Source organism: Paracoccus lichenicola, assembly GCF_009708075.1.
Taxonomy (GTDB): domain Bacteria; phylum Pseudomonadota; class Alphaproteobacteria; order Rhodobacterales; family Rhodobacteraceae; genus Paracoccus; species Paracoccus lichenicola.
In genome coordinates, this window is sequence record NZ_WMBT01000004.1 from 147443 (window position 1) to 162886 (window position 15444).

General features: G+C 68.0%; 18 protein-coding genes. 12 read left to right on the forward strand and 6 right to left on the reverse strand.

All coding sequences use genetic code 11. The features are described 5' to 3' along the window. Nucleotides 1–5: 5 nt before the first annotated feature. The 4 genes from GIY56_RS09400 to GIY56_RS09415 are packed head-to-tail and all read right to left on the reverse strand — an operon-like array spanning nucleotide 6 to nucleotide 3677. A complete protein-coding gene (locus GIY56_RS09400; protein ID WP_154764572.1) occupies nucleotides 6–878 on the reverse strand; it encodes a polyprenyl synthetase family protein in 873 nt (290 codons plus the stop codon). Continuing rightward, nucleotides 878–1114 carry an exodeoxyribonuclease VII small subunit gene (locus GIY56_RS09405; RefSeq protein ID WP_154764573.1) on the reverse strand — a complete coding sequence of 79 codons (237 nt, stop codon included), beginning with the start codon at nucleotides 1112–1114 and terminating at the stop codon, nucleotides 878–880. Before GIY56_RS09405 ends, GIY56_RS09400 begins: the two co-directional genes overlap by 1 nt. Next, nucleotides 1111–2031, reverse strand: coding sequence for a histone deacetylase family protein (locus GIY56_RS09410; protein WP_154764574.1), 921 nt, complete (start codon nucleotides 2029–2031; stop codon nucleotides 1111–1113). Before GIY56_RS09410 ends, GIY56_RS09405 begins: the two co-directional genes overlap by 4 nt. Continuing rightward, nucleotides 2031–3677 carry an MFS transporter gene (locus GIY56_RS09415; RefSeq protein ID WP_328288493.1) on the reverse strand — a complete coding sequence of 549 codons (1647 nt, stop codon included), beginning with the start codon at nucleotides 3675–3677 and terminating at the stop codon, nucleotides 2031–2033. Before GIY56_RS09415 ends, GIY56_RS09410 begins: the two co-directional genes overlap by 1 nt. A gap of 338 nt (nucleotides 3678–4015) precedes the next feature. On the opposite strand from GIY56_RS09415, the gene GIY56_RS09420 reads away from it, so the two are divergent. The 3 genes from GIY56_RS09420 to GIY56_RS09430 all read left to right on the forward strand — a co-directional run bounded on the left by GIY56_RS09420 (nucleotide 4016) and on the right by GIY56_RS09430 (nucleotide 6717). Then, nucleotides 4016–4825 (forward strand): L,D-transpeptidase, encoded by an 810-nt coding sequence (locus tag GIY56_RS09420; protein ID WP_154764679.1) that lies wholly within the window; start codon nucleotides 4016–4018, stop codon nucleotides 4823–4825. Nucleotides 4826–4946: 121 nt separating this feature from the next. Beyond that, the gene (locus GIY56_RS09425; protein ID WP_154764575.1) at nucleotides 4947–5756 is read left to right on the forward strand and encodes a hypothetical protein; all 810 of its coding nucleotides are present in this window, start codon (nucleotides 4947–4949) and stop codon (nucleotides 5754–5756) included. A 16-nt stretch (nucleotides 5757–5772) separates the two neighbouring features. After that, nucleotides 5773–6717 (forward strand): lytic transglycosylase domain-containing protein, encoded by a 945-nt coding sequence (locus GIY56_RS09430; RefSeq protein ID WP_154764576.1) that lies wholly within the window; start codon nucleotides 5773–5775, stop codon nucleotides 6715–6717. A 25-nt stretch (nucleotides 6718–6742) separates the two neighbouring features. Here the strand turns inward: GIY56_RS09430 and GIY56_RS09435 are convergent, their stop codons facing one another. Further along, entirely contained in the window at nucleotides 6743–7486 is a 744-nt protein-coding gene (locus GIY56_RS09435) for an SDR family oxidoreductase (RefSeq protein ID WP_154764577.1), read from the reverse strand. A gap of 101 nt (nucleotides 7487–7587) precedes the next feature. On the opposite strand from GIY56_RS09435, the gene GIY56_RS09440 reads away from it, so the two are divergent. Beyond that, a complete protein-coding gene (locus GIY56_RS09440) occupies nucleotides 7588–7962 on the forward strand; it encodes a winged helix-turn-helix transcriptional regulator (RefSeq protein WP_196053591.1) in 375 nt (124 codons plus the stop codon). Here GIY56_RS09440 and GIY56_RS09445 read toward each other — a convergent pair. Continuing rightward, nucleotides 7959–10160 (reverse strand): primosomal protein N', encoded by a 2202-nt coding sequence (locus GIY56_RS09445; protein WP_154764579.1) that lies wholly within the window; start codon nucleotides 10158–10160, stop codon nucleotides 7959–7961. The genes GIY56_RS09440 and GIY56_RS09445 overlap by 4 nt on opposite strands. Before the next feature lie 109 nt (nucleotides 10161–10269). On the opposite strand from GIY56_RS09445, the gene fsa reads away from it, so the two are divergent. The 8 genes from fsa (at nucleotide 10270) to GIY56_RS09485 (ending at nucleotide 15398) form a co-directional block, all read left to right on the forward strand. Further along, nucleotides 10270–10926 (forward strand): fructose-6-phosphate aldolase, encoded by a 657-nt coding sequence (gene fsa, locus GIY56_RS09450; RefSeq protein WP_154764580.1) that lies wholly within the window; start codon nucleotides 10270–10272, stop codon nucleotides 10924–10926. A gap of 16 nt (nucleotides 10927–10942) precedes the next feature. Next, a complete protein-coding gene (locus tag GIY56_RS09455; RefSeq protein WP_154764581.1) occupies nucleotides 10943–11638 on the forward strand; it encodes a DUF484 family protein in 696 nt (231 codons plus the stop codon). Between the two features lie 26 nt (nucleotides 11639–11664). Next, on the forward strand, nucleotides 11665–12564 hold the full coding sequence (locus tag GIY56_RS09460) for a tyrosine recombinase XerC (protein WP_154764680.1): 900 nt from the start codon (nucleotides 11665–11667) through the stop codon (nucleotides 12562–12564). A gap of 54 nt (nucleotides 12565–12618) precedes the next feature. Further along, nucleotides 12619–13113: a hypothetical protein gene (locus tag GIY56_RS09465; RefSeq protein ID WP_154764582.1), complete on the forward strand. Its 495-nt coding sequence runs from the start codon at nucleotides 12619–12621 to the stop codon at nucleotides 13111–13113. 99 nt (nucleotides 13114–13212) lie between these two features. Next, complete coding sequence (gene msrA / locus GIY56_RS09470; RefSeq protein WP_154764583.1) at nucleotides 13213–13788, forward strand: peptide-methionine (S)-S-oxide reductase MsrA; 576 nt, start codon at nucleotides 13213–13215, stop codon at nucleotides 13786–13788. Next, nucleotides 13788–14660, forward strand: a complete 873-nt coding sequence (locus tag GIY56_RS09475; protein WP_154764584.1) for a 50S ribosomal protein L11 methyltransferase — start codon at nucleotides 13788–13790, stop codon at nucleotides 14658–14660. The genes msrA and GIY56_RS09475 overlap by 1 nt, the downstream gene beginning before the upstream one ends. Before the next feature lie 164 nt (nucleotides 14661–14824). Next, on the forward strand, nucleotides 14825–15031 hold the full coding sequence (locus GIY56_RS09480) for a cold-shock protein (protein ID WP_154764585.1): 207 nt from the start codon (nucleotides 14825–14827) through the stop codon (nucleotides 15029–15031). A 118-nt stretch (nucleotides 15032–15149) separates the two neighbouring features. After that, nucleotides 15150–15398, forward strand: a complete 249-nt coding sequence (locus GIY56_RS09485) for a DUF982 domain-containing protein (protein WP_196053592.1) — start codon at nucleotides 15150–15152, stop codon at nucleotides 15396–15398. Nucleotides 15399–15444 lie beyond the last annotated feature (46 nt).

Here is a 15444-nt window from a genome sequence, read left to right on the forward strand (position 1 = left end):
GGCGTTCAGGTGTCGCGTTCGATAACGAAACGCGCCAGCTGGCGCAAGTTTCCGGCGGCCTCGCCATAGGGCGCAAGTGCCGCACCGGCGGCATCGACCAGCCGCGCGGCCCGATCCCGCGCGCCGTCCAGGCCCAGCAGGGACACGAAGGTGGCCTTGCCCGCCGCCACGTCCTTGCCGACGCGCTTGCCGGTCACGTCTTCGTTGCCGGTCACGTCCAGGATGTCGTCGGCGATCTGGAAGGCAAGGCCCACCGCATCGGCGTAAGCCGCGAGCGGCGCGGGATCGGCATCCGCCATCAGCGGCCCAACTATCGCGGCAAAGCGGATCAGCGCGCCGGTCTTGCCGCCTTGCAACTGGGTGATCTGGTCCAGCGTCAGCGGCGCGGCGGCGGTCTCGGCTGCGATGTCCAGCGCCTGCCCCCAGACCATCCCTGCCCCGCCCACGGCCTGGGCGAAACCCGCGACTAACCGGCGCGTCGCCCCGTCGCCGATGGCGGGATCGGCCAGCAGCCCGAAGGCCAGCGATTGCAGCGCGTCGCCCGCCAGGATCGCGGTGGCCTCGGACCACTTCACATGCACGGTGGGCAGGCCGCGCCGCAGGTCGTCGTTGTCCATCGCGGGCAGATCGTCATGGACCAGGGAATAGGCGTGCAGCGCCTCGACCGCCGCCGCCACGGGCAGCGCGGCATCGTCGGGCACGCCGTGCAGGCGGGCGGATTCCATGACCAGGAACGCCCGGATCCGCTTGCCGCCCGCGCAGGCGTAAGCCATCGCGTCGCGCAACTCGCCTGGCGGCAGGGCGCCGATGGCCCGGTCCAACCTGGCCTGGACCTGGGCCTTCACGTCCCCAAGGCGGGCCTGCAAGGGGGCCTGCATCACAGCCCCTCGGCCGGTTCCGTTCCCGTGGGCTGGCCATTGGCCGCCAGGGTGATCTTTTCCACCCGATCCTCGGCCTCGCGCAGGCGTTTCTCGCAATGCTGGCGCAGGGCGGCGCCGCGTTCGTAAAGGCGGATGGATTCGTCCAGGCTTGCGTCGCCGGTTTCCAGCTTGCCGACCGTGGCCTCCAGTTCCTTCATGGCTTCCTCGAAGCTCATGGTCGCGATGTCGTTCATTGTCCGGCCTCCAGCAGCACGTCAAGATGGGCGCGGACGGACCGGCCCAGGGCCGCCAGATCATAGCCACCTTCCAGGCAGGATACCACCGGGGCCGACAAATCCGCCGCCATGTCGCAGATCATCCGGGTGATGGCGGCGAAATCGGCGTCGTCCCAGTTCAGTTGCGCCAGCGGATCGGCGGCATGAGCGTCGAAGCCCGCCGAGACGATCACCAGTTGCGGCCTGAAATCACGGGCGCGCGCCAGGATGTCCCGCCACGCCGCCTGCCCCGCCTCGCCGTCCGATCCGGGCCGCAGCGGCACGTTCATCACCTGCTCATGCGCGCCCCGTTCCGACGCCGCCCCCGTGCCAGGATAAAGCGGCATCTGGTGGGTGGATGCGAAGAAGGCGCGCCCCTCGTCCCACAGCAGATCCTGCGTGCCGTTGCCGTGATGCACGTCGAAATCCAGAACCGCCACGCGGTCCAGGCCGTGGTAATCCAAGCCGCGCTTGGCGGCGATGGCCGCGTTGCCGAACAGGCAAAAGCCCATGGGCGTTTCGCGTTCGGCGTGATGGCCCGGCGGGCGCATGGCGACAAAGGCATTCGCGACCTCGCCTGACAGCACCGCATCGACCGCGGCCACCGCGCCCCCTGCCCCGCGCAAGGCGGCGTCCAGGCTGCCCGGCGACAGATGCGTGTCGGCGTCCAGCATCTGCCAGCCTTCGTCGGGGATCGCCGCCCGGATCCGGTCCAGGTAGCGTAGGGGATGGCAGCGCAGGATCTCGGCTTCCTCGGCCCGAGGCGCCTCTCGCCGGTCCAGATCCAGATCGGCCAGCGCGTCGATCACGGCGGCGTAACGGGCCACCTGCTCGGGGTGGCCGGGGGGCGTGATGTGGCGCTCGGCGTCGGGGTGGGTGAACAGGGCCGTGGTCATCAGACCTCCATCTTGCCGATCAAGGGCAGGTCGTCCTCGGGACCGACGCTGTGGCGTTCGATCATGCGGTGGACCAGGGGATCGCCCTCGCCCCGGTGCAGGGCGCGCAGGGCCACGGTGGTTTCCGCGTCGGCCTTCGTGCGGCGCAGGTTGTGGCGGACGTATTCGTCCCAGGTGGCGATGTGATAGCTTTCCGACCACAGGTCGGGATGCTCCAGGTCGCGCAAAAGCGCCCAGTTCCGCGCGCCGTCGCGGCGGCGGATGTTGCGGCGCTTCTGCATCAGGCGCAGGAACTCGGGCACGTCCTTCTGGTCGATGCGGTAATCGACCATCACCATGATCGGTCCCGAGCGCCCGCGCAGATCCAGCCGCAGCGCCGGTTCGCGAAAGCGGTTCGCCGGATCCAGATCCGCGGTGCCGAATTCCGGCACCTTGAACCAGAAGCCGATCACCGCCCCCGCCAGCAGCACGACCCCCGCCGCCGTCAGCGCATCGCCCAGGCCATACGCCCCCGCGATGCTGCCCCAGACCCAGGATCCTGCGGCCATGCCCCCGAAGGTCGCCGTCTGATACAGCGCCAGCGCACGCGCCACGACCCAGCGGGGGGTGGAGAGCTGCACGGTGACGTTGAACAGCGACAAGGCCAGCACCCAGGATGCCCCCGCAGGCAGCAGCGCCAGCGCGTGCAGCCAGACCGATTGCGTCTGCCCCAGCACGATGGCCGACAGCGCGAAGCCGGCGAATGCCATGCGCACGACATTCTCGTTGTTGAACCGCGCCCGGATGCGCGGGTTCAGCGCCGCCCCCGCGATGGCGCCCACGCCGTAGCAGCCCAGAAGGCCTCCGAATAGCATCGACCCGCCCTCGGGGTGGGCCTTGGCGACCAGGGGCAGCAGCGACAGGACCGAAACGGCGGCAAAGCCGAACAGCGCGCCGCGCCCCATCACCTTCATCAGGTTCGGCGACAGCAGCACATAGCGCAGGCCCGCGGCGACGGCGGGCAGGAACTCCTCGGGCGGGGCGGTGCGGGGGGCGATGTTCGGGCGCCAGCGCAGCAGCGCGCCCAGCAGCGGCACATAGCTGGCCGCATTGACCGCGAAGGCCGCCGCCGCCCCGAAGCCCGCGACGATGAAGCCGCCCGCCGCAGGTCCCACGCTGCGCATCAGGTTGAAGCCGACCGAATTCAGCGTGACGGCGGCAGGCAGGTCGGCGCGCGGCACCAGATCGCCCATGCTGGCCTGCCAGGGCGGGTTGTAAAGCGCCTGCCCCGCCCCGATCAGGAAGGTGAAGGCCAGCAGCAGCCAGGGCGTCAGCCAGCCCTGCCAGGCGACGATGGCAAGCGCCAGCGACACCGCCGCCATGAAGCATTGCGCGAACATCAGGATCGCCTTGCGGTCGAAGATGTCGGCCAGCGCGCCCGATGCCAGCGCCAGCAGCATGATCGGCAGGGTGTTGGACGCTTGCACCAGCGCGATCAGCGTGGCGCTGTCGGTCAGTTGCGTCATCAGCCAGGCCGCGCCCACCGCCTGCACCAGCCCGCCGAAGTTCGACACCAGCGTCGCGCCCCATAGCAGGCGGAAATCGGGATAGCGGAACGGGGCAAGCGCGGAAGGGGACGGGGGCCGGGATGCTGTCTGGTCGGTCACGGGAACGGTCGCTCTGGCTTTGGGGTGCAGCCTAGCCAGCGGGGCGGCATGGTGCAATCGCGGTCGGAATGGCCCTTGTGGCGACGATGAAACCAAAGCAGACCACAAGTTGTTCCGGCGGCAGTCAATCTTGAACGGACTGCCGCCCTTTCGCCACAACGCGGGATCGGCTATCCGCCGGACCGGGCCGCAAGGCTTGACGCCCGGTGCCTGTGACGGGCTGATGAACTCTGCGCGAATCACCCTGGGCCTGCCACAGGGGCGATCAGGACGAAATTTACATGCTGACGGCACCGGACCTGCCCGTGCTGCCGCAGTGCCATGAAGGAAGAATGATGATGCGTCTCGTTACCCTGTTCACGGCGGTTGCCCTGGGGCTTGCCGCATGTGGAAGCAGCCAGCCGGTCACGCTGGCCAACCCCACGGTGCCCGAAGCCTACCAGGCGCGCACGGATACCGGCCCGAACGGAGAGCCGATCCAGATCCCCGCCGTCCGCGCCGCCTATCTGAACGAGCGCAACCAGCGCCAGCAGGTGCCCTACAACGGACCCGAGGCGCCCGGCACGATCGTGGTCGATCCCTATGCGCGCGTGCTGTATCACGTCCAGCCGGGCGGCCAGGCGATGCGCTATGGCGTGGCCGTGGGCCGGGCGGGGACCGGCTATGCCGGGACCGCCAGCATCGCGCGCAAGGCGGCATGGCCCTCGTGGCGGCCCACCGACAACATGATCCGTACGCAGCCGGACCTGTATGCCCAGTTCGCGGGCGGGCTGTCGGGCGGGATGCACAACCCGCTGGGGTCGCGGGCGCTGTATCTGTATGAAGGCGGGCGCGACACCTATTACCGGATCCATGGCACGATGGACCCCTCGTCCATCGGCAAGGCCACCTCGGCGGGCTGCATCCGGCTGTTCAACCAGGATGTCATCGACCTGTTCGCCCAGGTGAACACCGGCACGACGGTCCATGTGCGCAGCCAGGCCGAAAGCCTTGCCCTGGAAGGCCCGATGATCGAGACGCCGGAAGGCTATGTCGTTCCCGCCAACCAGGCGCAGACCGCGATGGCCGCCACGCCCGGCGTGACCCCGCAGGTGAGCGATCCCTATGCGGCGATGACGGTCTCGCCGGTGGAAAGTGCCGTGCAGTAAGGCGCACGCCCCTGACAGGGTCCGGCCCCGGTTGAAACCGGGGCCTTTCCGTTTGCAAAACCGGAAAATCTCTTTCAACATCCGCCGCAAAAATCAGGCCATGCGGCCCAAGGGAACAGCGATGCCCAACTATACCATGCTGGAACAGGAACTGCTGACCGACGAACAACGGGCCTTGGCCGGCAACAGCCGCGGCGCGGCCCTCAAGCAGCTGGACGACGCGGCGCTGCTGGCGCTGATCGCGGCGCTGGAGGCGGCGGCAGGCCAGGCCGCCCCCGCGGGCGAGGACGGCCAGGTTTCCGCAAGGGAGCTGCTGTCCACCGCGCTGCGCCGCGCGACGGCCGAACGGCGCAAGCGCGACCGGGCCTCGCAGTCCGGGACCGCCCCGCAGTCCGAAGCGGCCAAACCTGCTGCCGTGGCCGAGGCTGCGACCGCCAAGCCCGCCGCGCCGAAAGCGGCCAAGCGCGCGCCCGCCTCGCCCGCCCGCAAGCCCGTGGGCCGCGAAAAGGCCGAGACGCGCAAGGCCGACCTGCGCACCGGCTCGCGCCGCGTCGCCAAGGCCGGGGCGAAAGCCGCCGCCGACAAGGCCGAGGCAAAGATCCCCGCAGATCCGAAACCTGCCCCGAAGGCGGTCCCGGAACCCCCGGTTCAGGCGCCCGTCCCGGCCGCCCCCCTGGCCCCCGTCCCCGTGACCCCGGACGACGCCAAGGCCGCCCGGAAAGCCGAACGGAAAGCCGCCAAGCAGGCCGAGAGGGAGGCCGGGAAAGAGGCTCGCAAGGCCGCGCGGAAGGCCGAAAAGCAGGCCGAGAAAGCCGCCCGCAAGGATGCCGACAAGGCCGCCCGGAAAGCCGAGCGCAAGGCAGCCGGCAAATCCGGCAAGAAGGCCGGCAAGGGCAAGGCGGACAAGGTCAAGTCATCCGATCCCGAATGAAGCGCCTGCGGTGATGATGTTCCTCCGCTCTGCCCGCAGCACTCTGGCCTGCCTGATCGGACAGGCGCTTGCCCTGCTGGTGCTGGTGCTGGCCGCATCCGCGGCCCAGGCCTCTCCCGAGGGCGGGACCAATCCGGCGCAGCCGTCGGAACAGGTCCGCTGCACGGATGACGGGCGCCATTGCATCCGGCTGGATCACTATGTCGCCGATGTCTGCACGCTGATCGAGCGCAGCGCCCTTGAGCACAAGCTGGACCCGAATTTCCTGGCGCGCCTGCTGTGGAAGGAAAGCCGGTTCGAGCCGGGGGCGGTCAGCCCCGTGGGCGCGCTTGGGATTGCCCAGTTCATGCCCGGCACGGCCGATCTTTACGATCTGGAGGATCCCTTCAACCCCGCGCAGGCGATCCACAAGTCGGCCTGGTATCTGCGCCATCTGACCGACACCTTCGGCAATATCGGCCTTGCCGCCGTGGCCTATAACGGCGGCGAGAACCGCGCGGCGCGCTTTGTGGGCCAGAACGGCGCCCTGCCTTATGAGACCCAGGACTATGTCGCCTCGATCACCGGGTTCGAGGCGCTGCGCTGGCGCGACAACCCGCCGCCCTCCAGCGAACTGAAGCTGGCGCTGGATCCCGGCCTGGAATTCCGCCCCGCCTGCGAGAAGCTGGCCGGCGAGCGCAAGCTGCGCGAGTTCATGGTCCAGCCCAAGGTCTTTCCCTGGGGCGTGATCGTGGCCAGCCATCCCAGCCAGTCGGGCGCGTCCCGCCAGGTGGCCCGCCTGAACCGCAGCCTGCGCCCGATCCTGGGCGACAAGCAGGTGGGTTACGTGCGCAAGCGCCTGACGGGAATGCCGCGCGCCGTTTATACCGCGCAGGTCGGCTGGGACAGCAAGGCCGACGCCAACCGCTTCTGCGCGCGCTTCAGGCAGCTGGGCGGGCGGTGCATCGTGCTGAAGAACTAGGGCGTGGTGCGTGCAAGCACGCACCCTACAGCCCGTTCAGCCGCGCGAAGGTCTGGTCATACCGCCCCTCGGCCTCGGCCCTGGACAGGAAGTCCAGCCGCTTGACGCCGACCAGCGGCGGGGTCGGATCCTGCGCGAGGATCCCCATCACCTCGTCGATGAAATCGGCCAGCGGCATGGCGGTGGGATCGGTGCCATGGCCCGGCATCAGGTCGGTCTGCACGGCAGGGGGCGCAAGTTCCAGCACCTCGACGCCGGTGTCGCGCAACTGGGCGCGCAGCGATTGCGACCAGGAATGGATCGCGGCCTTGGTGGCCGAGTAGGTCGGCGTCCGCACCAGCGGCACGAAGGCCAGCCCGGACGACACGGTCATGATCGTCGCGCGCGGCTGCGCCAGCAGATGCGGCATCAGCGCCGCCGTCAGCCGGATCGGTCCCAGCAGGTTGGTGGCGATCGTCGCCTCGGCCGTGTCCAGGAAATCGCCCCGCACGTCCTCGGCCACCATGATGCCTGCGTTGTGGATCACGACGTTCAGCGCCGGGTGATCCGCCACGACCTGCGCCCCGAAGGCGCGGACGGCATCAGCGTCGGTCACGTCCAGCGCGTGCCCGATCATGCCGGGATGATCCGCCGCGATCTTCTCCAGCAGCGCCGCGCGCCGCCCGGTGACGATCACCGTGTTGCCCGCCGCATGGAACCGCTGCGCCAGGGCAAGCCCGATGCCCGAGGTGCCGCCGGTCAGAAGGATGGTGTTTCCGCTGGTCCGCATCGCTTGTCCTTTCGGTTGCTGACGGTGATATGGGGCAAACCGCTTTCCTTTCGGAAGAAGGCACCGGAAAGATTTATACTTACCTTTTGGAAAGTGCCCCCATGTCCGCGCCGCCCTTGTCCGCCATCGACCCTCGCGTCACCCAACTGGTTAACGAGCTGATAGGCCGCGTGGCCGACAAATGGACCATGCTGATCCTGGAAGCCCTGACCGAGGGCGGCACGATGCGCTTTTCCGCCCTGGGCCGCGCGGTGCCGGGGATCAGCCAGAAGATGCTGACCCAGACCCTGCGGCAGATGGAACGCGACGGGCTTCTGACCCGCACCGTGCATCCCGTCATCCCGCCACGCGTGGATTACCACCTGACCGACCTGGGCCTTGGCCTGGCCGAGGCGTTCTGCGGCGTCTGGCAATGGGCCGAAACCCACCTTGGTCGCATCGAGACCGCGCGGCGCGATTTCGACGCGCGCACCTAAAGGAAGCTCTGCGGATCGATGTCCACCGACAGCCGCAGGTTCGCGGGCGGCTTGTGGGGGGCCAGCCAGTCGGCGATGGCGGCCTGGATGGGCGCCTGGCGGGGCGCGTGGATCAGCATCCGCATCCGGTGGCGCCCCCGGATCCGCGCGATGGGCGCGGGGGCCGGTCCCCACAGTTGCGCGCCCGCCTGTTGCAGGGGCGCGGCATGGGCGGCCAGGTGGCGGGCGAAATCGCTGACCACCCCCAGGTCGGGATGGGACAGGATGATCCCCGCCAGCCGGCCAAACGGGGGCATTCCGTTGGCCTGGCGGCCTGCGGCCTCGGCGTTCCAGAAGGCCTCGTCCTCGCCCCCCAAGATGGCGCGGATCACCGGGTGGTCGGGCTGGTGGGTTTGCAGCAAGGCCACCCCCGGCGCGGAACCCCCTTGCCGCCCCGCCCGGCCCGCGACCTGCCGCATCAGCTGGAACGACCGTTCCGCCGCGCGCAGGTCGGCGCCTTGCAGGCCCAGGTCGGCGTCGATCACGCCCACCAGCGTCAGGCGCGGAAAGTTGTGGCCCTTGGCGACGATCTGCGTGCCGATGATGATCTGCGTGTCGCCATTGGCGATCTCGGCAATCGTGTCCTTCAGCGCGCGGGCGGACTGGAACAGGTCCGAGGACAGCACCGTGGCCTTGGCGTCGGGGAAACGGACTGCCACTTCCTCGGCGATGCGTTCCACGCCGGGGCCGATGGGGGCCAGCTTGCCTTCGACCTTGCAGCTTGGGCAGGCCAGCGGGATGGGCCGCGATTCGCCGCATTGGTGGCAGATCAGGCGGTTCTGGAAGCGGTGCTCCACCATCCGCGCGTCGCATTGGTGGCAGCCGATCTGTTCGCCGCAGGCCCGGCACAGCATCACCGGCGCATAGCCGCGCCGGTTCAGGAACAGCAGGGACTGTTCGCCGCGGGCGATCCGCGATTCCACCGCCCCGGCCAGCGTAGGGGAAATCCAGCGGCCCGAGGGCATGTCCTCGGCCCGCAGGTCGATGGCGGCCATGTCGGGCAGTTCGGCGGCGCCATAGCGTGACCGCAGATCCAGCCGCCGGTATTTGCCGATGCCCGCGTTCACCCAGCTTTCCAGCGACGGCGTGGCGGAGGCGAGCACCACCTGCGCCCCGTTGATGGAGGCGCGCAGCACCGCCATGTCGCGGGCGCTGTAATAAACCACGTCCTCCTGCTTGTAGCTGGAGTCGTGTTCCTCATCCACGACGATCAGGCCCAGGTCGCGGAAGGGCAGGAACAGCGCGGACCTTGCACCCACGACCAGCCCGGCCTCGCCGCGCCCGGCCATGTGCCACAACCGGCGGCGTTCGGACCGCGTGATGCCGCTGTGCCATTCGCCGGGGCGGGCGCCGAACCGTGCCTCGACCCGGTCGATGAACTCGGCCGACAGCGCGATTTCGGGCAGCAGCACCAGCGCCTGGCGTCCGCGCGCCAGGCATTCGGCGACGGCTTCCAGATAAACCTCTGTCTTGCCCGATCCGGTGACGCCGCGCAGCAGGGTGGTGCCATAGCCGCCCAACCGCACGGCCGCCCGCAGCGCGTCCGCCGCCGCCTGCTGGTCGGCGTCCAGCGGCTTGCCGGGGCGGGTTGGATCGAGGCGCGGATAAGGCAGGTCGCGCGGGGCCTGAACCTCGGCCAATGTTCCCGCCGCGACCAGGCCCTTGACCACCGCCGTGCCGACGCCCGCCAGTTGCGCCAGTTCGGACGGCGCGAAGCTGGCCCCGCCGTGTTCGGCCAGCACCTGCATCACGCGTTCGCGCGCCTCGGTCATGCGGGTGGGCGGGGCACCGCCCGGCACGATCACGCGGCGGGCGGCGGGCGGCTGGTCCAGGTCGGGCGCGCGCGTCGCCATGCGCAGCATCAGGGGCAAGGGCGTCAGCGTGTAATCGGCGGCGCGCGTCAGGAACTCCAGGAACCGCGCGTCAAAGGGTTCGGCGTCCAGCACCCGCGCCACCGGGCGCAGCTTGGCCAGGTCGAAATCGCCCACCCCCTCGCCCATGACCAGGCCCACGACCCGGCGCGGTCCCAGCGGCGCCAGCACCAGCTGCCCCTGGGCCACGCCGCCTTCGGGCGCCAGATAGTCCAGCACGCCCACGGGTTCGACCGTCAGGACGGCGATCCGGGCGCGTGCGGGGAAAAAGGCGGGCAAGGTTTTCATCGCCTTGATAAAACCCTGCCCCGCGCCCGTTGCAAGGCCCGCCCTGCCCCTTTCGGCGGACATGGTTTTGCGCTATCACCCGACCTGAACCAGTCACCGGAGCCAGGCCATGAAATTCTTCCTCGATACCGCCGATGTGGACGCCATCCGCGAGCTGAACGACCTGGGCATGGTCGATGGCGTGACCACCAACCCGTCGCTGATCCTCAAGGCCGGCCGCAACATCGAGGAGGTCACGCGCGAAATCTGCGAGATGGTCCAAGGCCCCGTCAGTGCCGAGGTCGTGGCCGAAAGCGCCGCCGACATGATCCGCGAAGGCCGCCACCTGGCGCAGATCGCGCCCAACATCGCCATCAAGGTGCCCTTGACCTGGGACGGGCTGAAGGCCTGCCGCGTCTTTGCCGACGAAGGCCGCATGGTCAACGTGACGCTGTGCTTTTCCCCCGCGCAAGCCATCCTGGCGGCCAAGGCGGGCGCGACCTTCATCAGCCCCTTCGTCGGGCGGCTGGACGACATCGGCCTGGACGGCGTGGACCTGATCGCCGACATCCGCGAGATTTACGACAACTATGGCTACGAAACCCAGATCCTCGCGGCATCCATCCGGTCTGTGAACCACATCATCGAGGTGGGCAAGATCGGCGCCGACGTGATCACCGCGCCCCCCGCCGTCATCAAGTCCATGGCAAAGCATGTCTTGACGGACAAGGGGCTTGAGCAGTTCACTGCCGATTGGGCCAAGACCGGTCAGAAGATCGGCGGATGACATAAAGGGGACAGGCATGACGGCGGAACGGCAGGCGGGGCTTGACCCCGAGACGCGCGACAGACTGCTGGCCGATCCCGGCGTCATCCTGGCCGACCGCGACCTGATGCGCGCCCTTGTCGCCGCCCGCGAAGCCGAGGCGGGCGACAACGTGATCGACATCCGCGGCCGCGCGATGGAGGCGCTGGAAACGCGCCTCGACCGGCTGGAAACCCAGCATGAAAGCGTGATCGCCGCGGCCTTCGACAACCAGTCGGGCATGGCGGTGATCCACCGCGCGGTGATCGGGCTGCTGGAATCGGCCGACCTGGCGGAGCTGGTGGACAGCCTGCAATCCGACATCGCGCCCCTGCTGCGGATCGAGACGCTGCGCCTGGTGGTCGAACCCGACCCCGCCATCCCCGGCCTGCCCGAGGATGCGGTTCTGGTCCCGGACGGCGCCATCGGCCGGATCGTCGCGGCCGGGCGGCGCACGCCCCGGGGCGACGACATCGTGCTGCGCCCCGCCTCGCCCATCACGCAGTTGATGCATGGCCGCGCGGTGGCGTCCGAGGCGCTGCTGCCCATCGACCTGGGCGCCCGCCGACCCCGCGCCATGCTGCTGATGGGCAGCGCCGACAAGGGACGCTTCATGCCGGCGCATGGCACCGACCTGTTGCGCTTCTTCGCGCAGGTCTTCCGGCTGGTCCTGCTGTCGCGGCTGCGCCCGTGACCCCGCCGCTGGCCCTGGCGCCCGCCATGGCCGATGCTCTGGCCCGCTGGCTGGAGGTCGAGGCCGCGACCCGCGACCGTTCGGACCACACGATCACCGCCTATCGCGCGGACCTGCTGGCCTTCCTGGCCTTCCTGGGCGGCCATCACGGGCAACCCGCCACGCCGCAATCGCTGGCCTGTCTGCGCCAGACCGACATGCGGGCATTCGCCGCCGCCGAACGCGCGCGCGGCCTGGGGGCGCGGTCGCTGGCGCGCCGGCAATCGGCGGTGCGCAGCTTCCTGCGCTGGATGTCGGACCGCGAGGGCCATGACCTGTCCGCCGCCCTGTCCACCCGCAGCCCGAAATACACCCGGTCCCTGCCCCGCCCGCTGACGCCCGAGCAGGCCCGGGACACGCTGGACATGATCGCCGCCCAGCACGACACCCCCTGGGTCGCGGCGCGCGACGTGGCGGTGATGACGCTGCTGTGGGGCTGCGGGCTGCGCATTTCCGAAGCGCTGAACCTGAACGGCGCCGACTGGCCCTTCCGCGACAGCCTGACCATCACCGGCAAGGGCGGGCGGCAGCGGCATGTCCCCGTCCTGCCGGTCGCGCGGGATGGGGTGGCCGATTACCTGCGCAAGAGTCCCTGGCCGCTGGCGCCCGACCAGCCGCTGTTCCGGGGCGTGCGCGGGGGACGGCTGCTGCCCGGGATCATCGAGGGGGCGATGCAGAAGGTGCGCGCGTCCCTGGGCCTGCCGCCCACCGCCACGCCCCATGCGCTGCGCCATTCCTTTGCCACGCATCTGCTGGCGGCGGGGGGCGACCTGCGCACCATCCAGGAACTGCTGGGCCATGCCAGCCTGTCCACCACGCAGGTCTATACCGGGGTGGACGACGCGCATCTGATGGCGGTCTACCGGGCGGCGCATCCAAGAGGGTAAGATTTAGATAACGTTAGCGGTCCATAAACCATAGAAAATGAGGCTGTAAATATTATGGACAATACCATCACCGGAGCAATTATTGGAGCGTTAGGCGCTGTTGCCGTCGGCATGTTTACTGTTGGATATCAAATTTGGCAGCGTCGCATTGATGAAAAACTTCGAGAAACCGAACTAGTCATGCGCCAGAAGATGTCAATTATCTCTGATTTGGTAGCATATAGATTTGCGATTACGGGAGGCACTAAAAACACACCGCAGGATGTATCGAACTTCAATGCAGCACTTTCTCGGATTCCTGTCGAATTCATTGACCATCCAACTTGTGTCGAACTGTATAGAAAAATAGGCGACAATTTTACCGCAGGCCGTTTTTATGAATTGATAAACGAATTAGTAAAGGCTGCTGATCCAAAACGGAAAAACTTTGACCTCTCGACTATTGAGGGAGTTCCAACAGCAACGCCTCTACCGCTTCAGGTCGTCATCAGTGGTCTGGTGGCGACCACAGTGCCTATCCAAGGTGATACATCTCATCCGAGTGCATAAAGCGTGATATTGCAAAGGTCCCAGCGTCTCTGCCTTCACAGCTGTCGAAACCCGCCCCGTCCTCCGGCGTTTGACCGCCAAAATCAGAAGGATGTCACCATGACCACACATGCGATCTTCAACCGCCCCCTGGACGGTCCCGTCCCGCAGGGCCTTGACCAGGCGGTCTTCGGCATGGGCTGCTACTGGGGACCGGAACGCCTGTTCTGGCAGCAGAACGGGATCTGGCTGACCCAGGCGGGCTTTGCCGGCGGCACGGTGGACAACCCCACCTATGACCAGGTCAAGACCGGGACCACCGGCCATGCCGAGGTCGTGCGCATCGTCTATGACAGTTCCAAGATCAGCTATGACCATCTGCTGAAACTGTTCTGGGAAAACCACGACCCCACCCAGGGCGACCGCCAGGGAAACGACGTGGGGCATCAGTATCGCAGCCTGATCATGGCCTTCACCGACAGCCAGATGTCGGCGGCCGAGGCCTCCAGGATCGACTATGACAACCGCCTGGCCGTGGCGGGCTTCGGCAAGATCACCACGCAGATCATCGGCCCCGCCCCCTTCTGGCCCGCGCATGACGCGCACCAGCAATACCTGCACAAGAACCCCGACGGCTATTGTGGCCTGAAGGGCACGGGGATAGAGGCAAGCCTGCCCAACCCGGATCCGATCTGATGACCACCTATTCCGCACTGACCCATGTCGCGGGCCGCCAGGCCGCCGAAGCCCTGGCCGAGGCTTGCGAGGATCTGGATCCCGAACCCGTCGGCACCGGCATCTTCGAGATCGAGGACGGATCGAACCGCTGGGAAGTCGGCGCCTATTTCACCGAAAGCCCGGACGACATCGCCCTGGCCCTGCTGGCCGCAGCCTTTGGCGCCAATCCCTTCGCGATCTCTCAGGTGCCGGATGTCGATTGGGTCGCCCATGTGAAGCGCGAACTGACGCCCGTGCGCGCCGGCCGGTTCCATGTCCATGGCAGCCACGATGCCGACACGGTTCCCGAGGGCGTCGAGGCGCTGTGCATCGAGGCCGCGATGGCCTTCGGCACCGGCCACCACAACACCACCAAGGGCTGTCTGGAAGCCCTGGACCGGCTGGCGACACAGGGCTTCCAGCCGCACCGCGTCGTCGATATCGGCTGCGGCACCGCCGTGCTGGCGATGGCGGCGGCGCGGTTGTGGCCGGTCACGGTGCTGGCCAGCGACATCGACGCGGTGGCCGTCGATACGGCGGCGGCCAACGTGATCGCCAACGGGCTTGACGGCCGGGTGATCTGCATCGAGGCCGCGGGCTTCGGGCATCCGATGCTGGAAGACAACGCGCCCTATGACCTGGTGCTGGCCAACATCCTCAAGCAGCCCCTGATCGACCTGGCGCCGCAGATGGCGGCAATGGTCGCGCCGGGCGGCCGGATCATCCTGTCGGGGATCCTGACCACGCAGGCGGAGGAGGTGATCGCAACCTATCGCGATGCGGGCTTCACGCCGGACCGGCGCGACGACCTGGCCGACTGGTCCGTCCTGGTGATGGCCCGAACGGCCTGACGCCATCCCGGTCTTGAAAATGCGCGCGCGTTTTGCTATCTAGGGGCGGCAAGCGTCTTTCTTTCGATCTTCTGTCTCCTTTCGGCTTCAGATGTTCCGACGACGACACTAAGCCGGGCCATCGCATGTCGCGGATGGCAGATACAAGATTAGGAGACATCACGATGGCCAACGGCACCGTGAAATGGTTCAACGCCACCAAAGGCTTCGGCTTCATCCAGCCCGAGCATGGCTCGAAGGACATCTTCCTTCACATCTCGGCGCTCGAGCGTGCCGGCATCCGCGACATCCGCGACGGCCAGGCGATCACCTTCGACATCGAAAAGGGCCGTGACGGCCGCGAATCGGCGACCAACATCGCGCTGGCCTGAACGGCCCTTGCGCGTTCCTGGACGGCGGCGCTTGCCTCGCCGTCCATTCCGATCGCCGGACGCCCCGATCACTGGATGACCCGGGCGCGGGATCGGATGATTTCATGAAAGAACAGTTTTGATCGAGATACACTGGGGAAACCCCCTGTCGTTCGTCCTGCCGGACGGCGACGTGAAGACCTTCACCACCATCGAAACGGCCGCCTATTGGCTGCGACGCAAATGGCCGGTGGATGATGCGCCCCGCGCCCATGCCGCGCGGATGCTGGATGCCGCCGCCCATTGCATGATCCCCATCGGGACGGCGCGCGCGGCCTTCGCGGATGCGGCCCAGGCTGCCGGGTTCACATCCCTCCACATGCACTAAGACAAGAAAAAACCCCCTATGCATCGGCATTGGGGGTTCGTTCGTC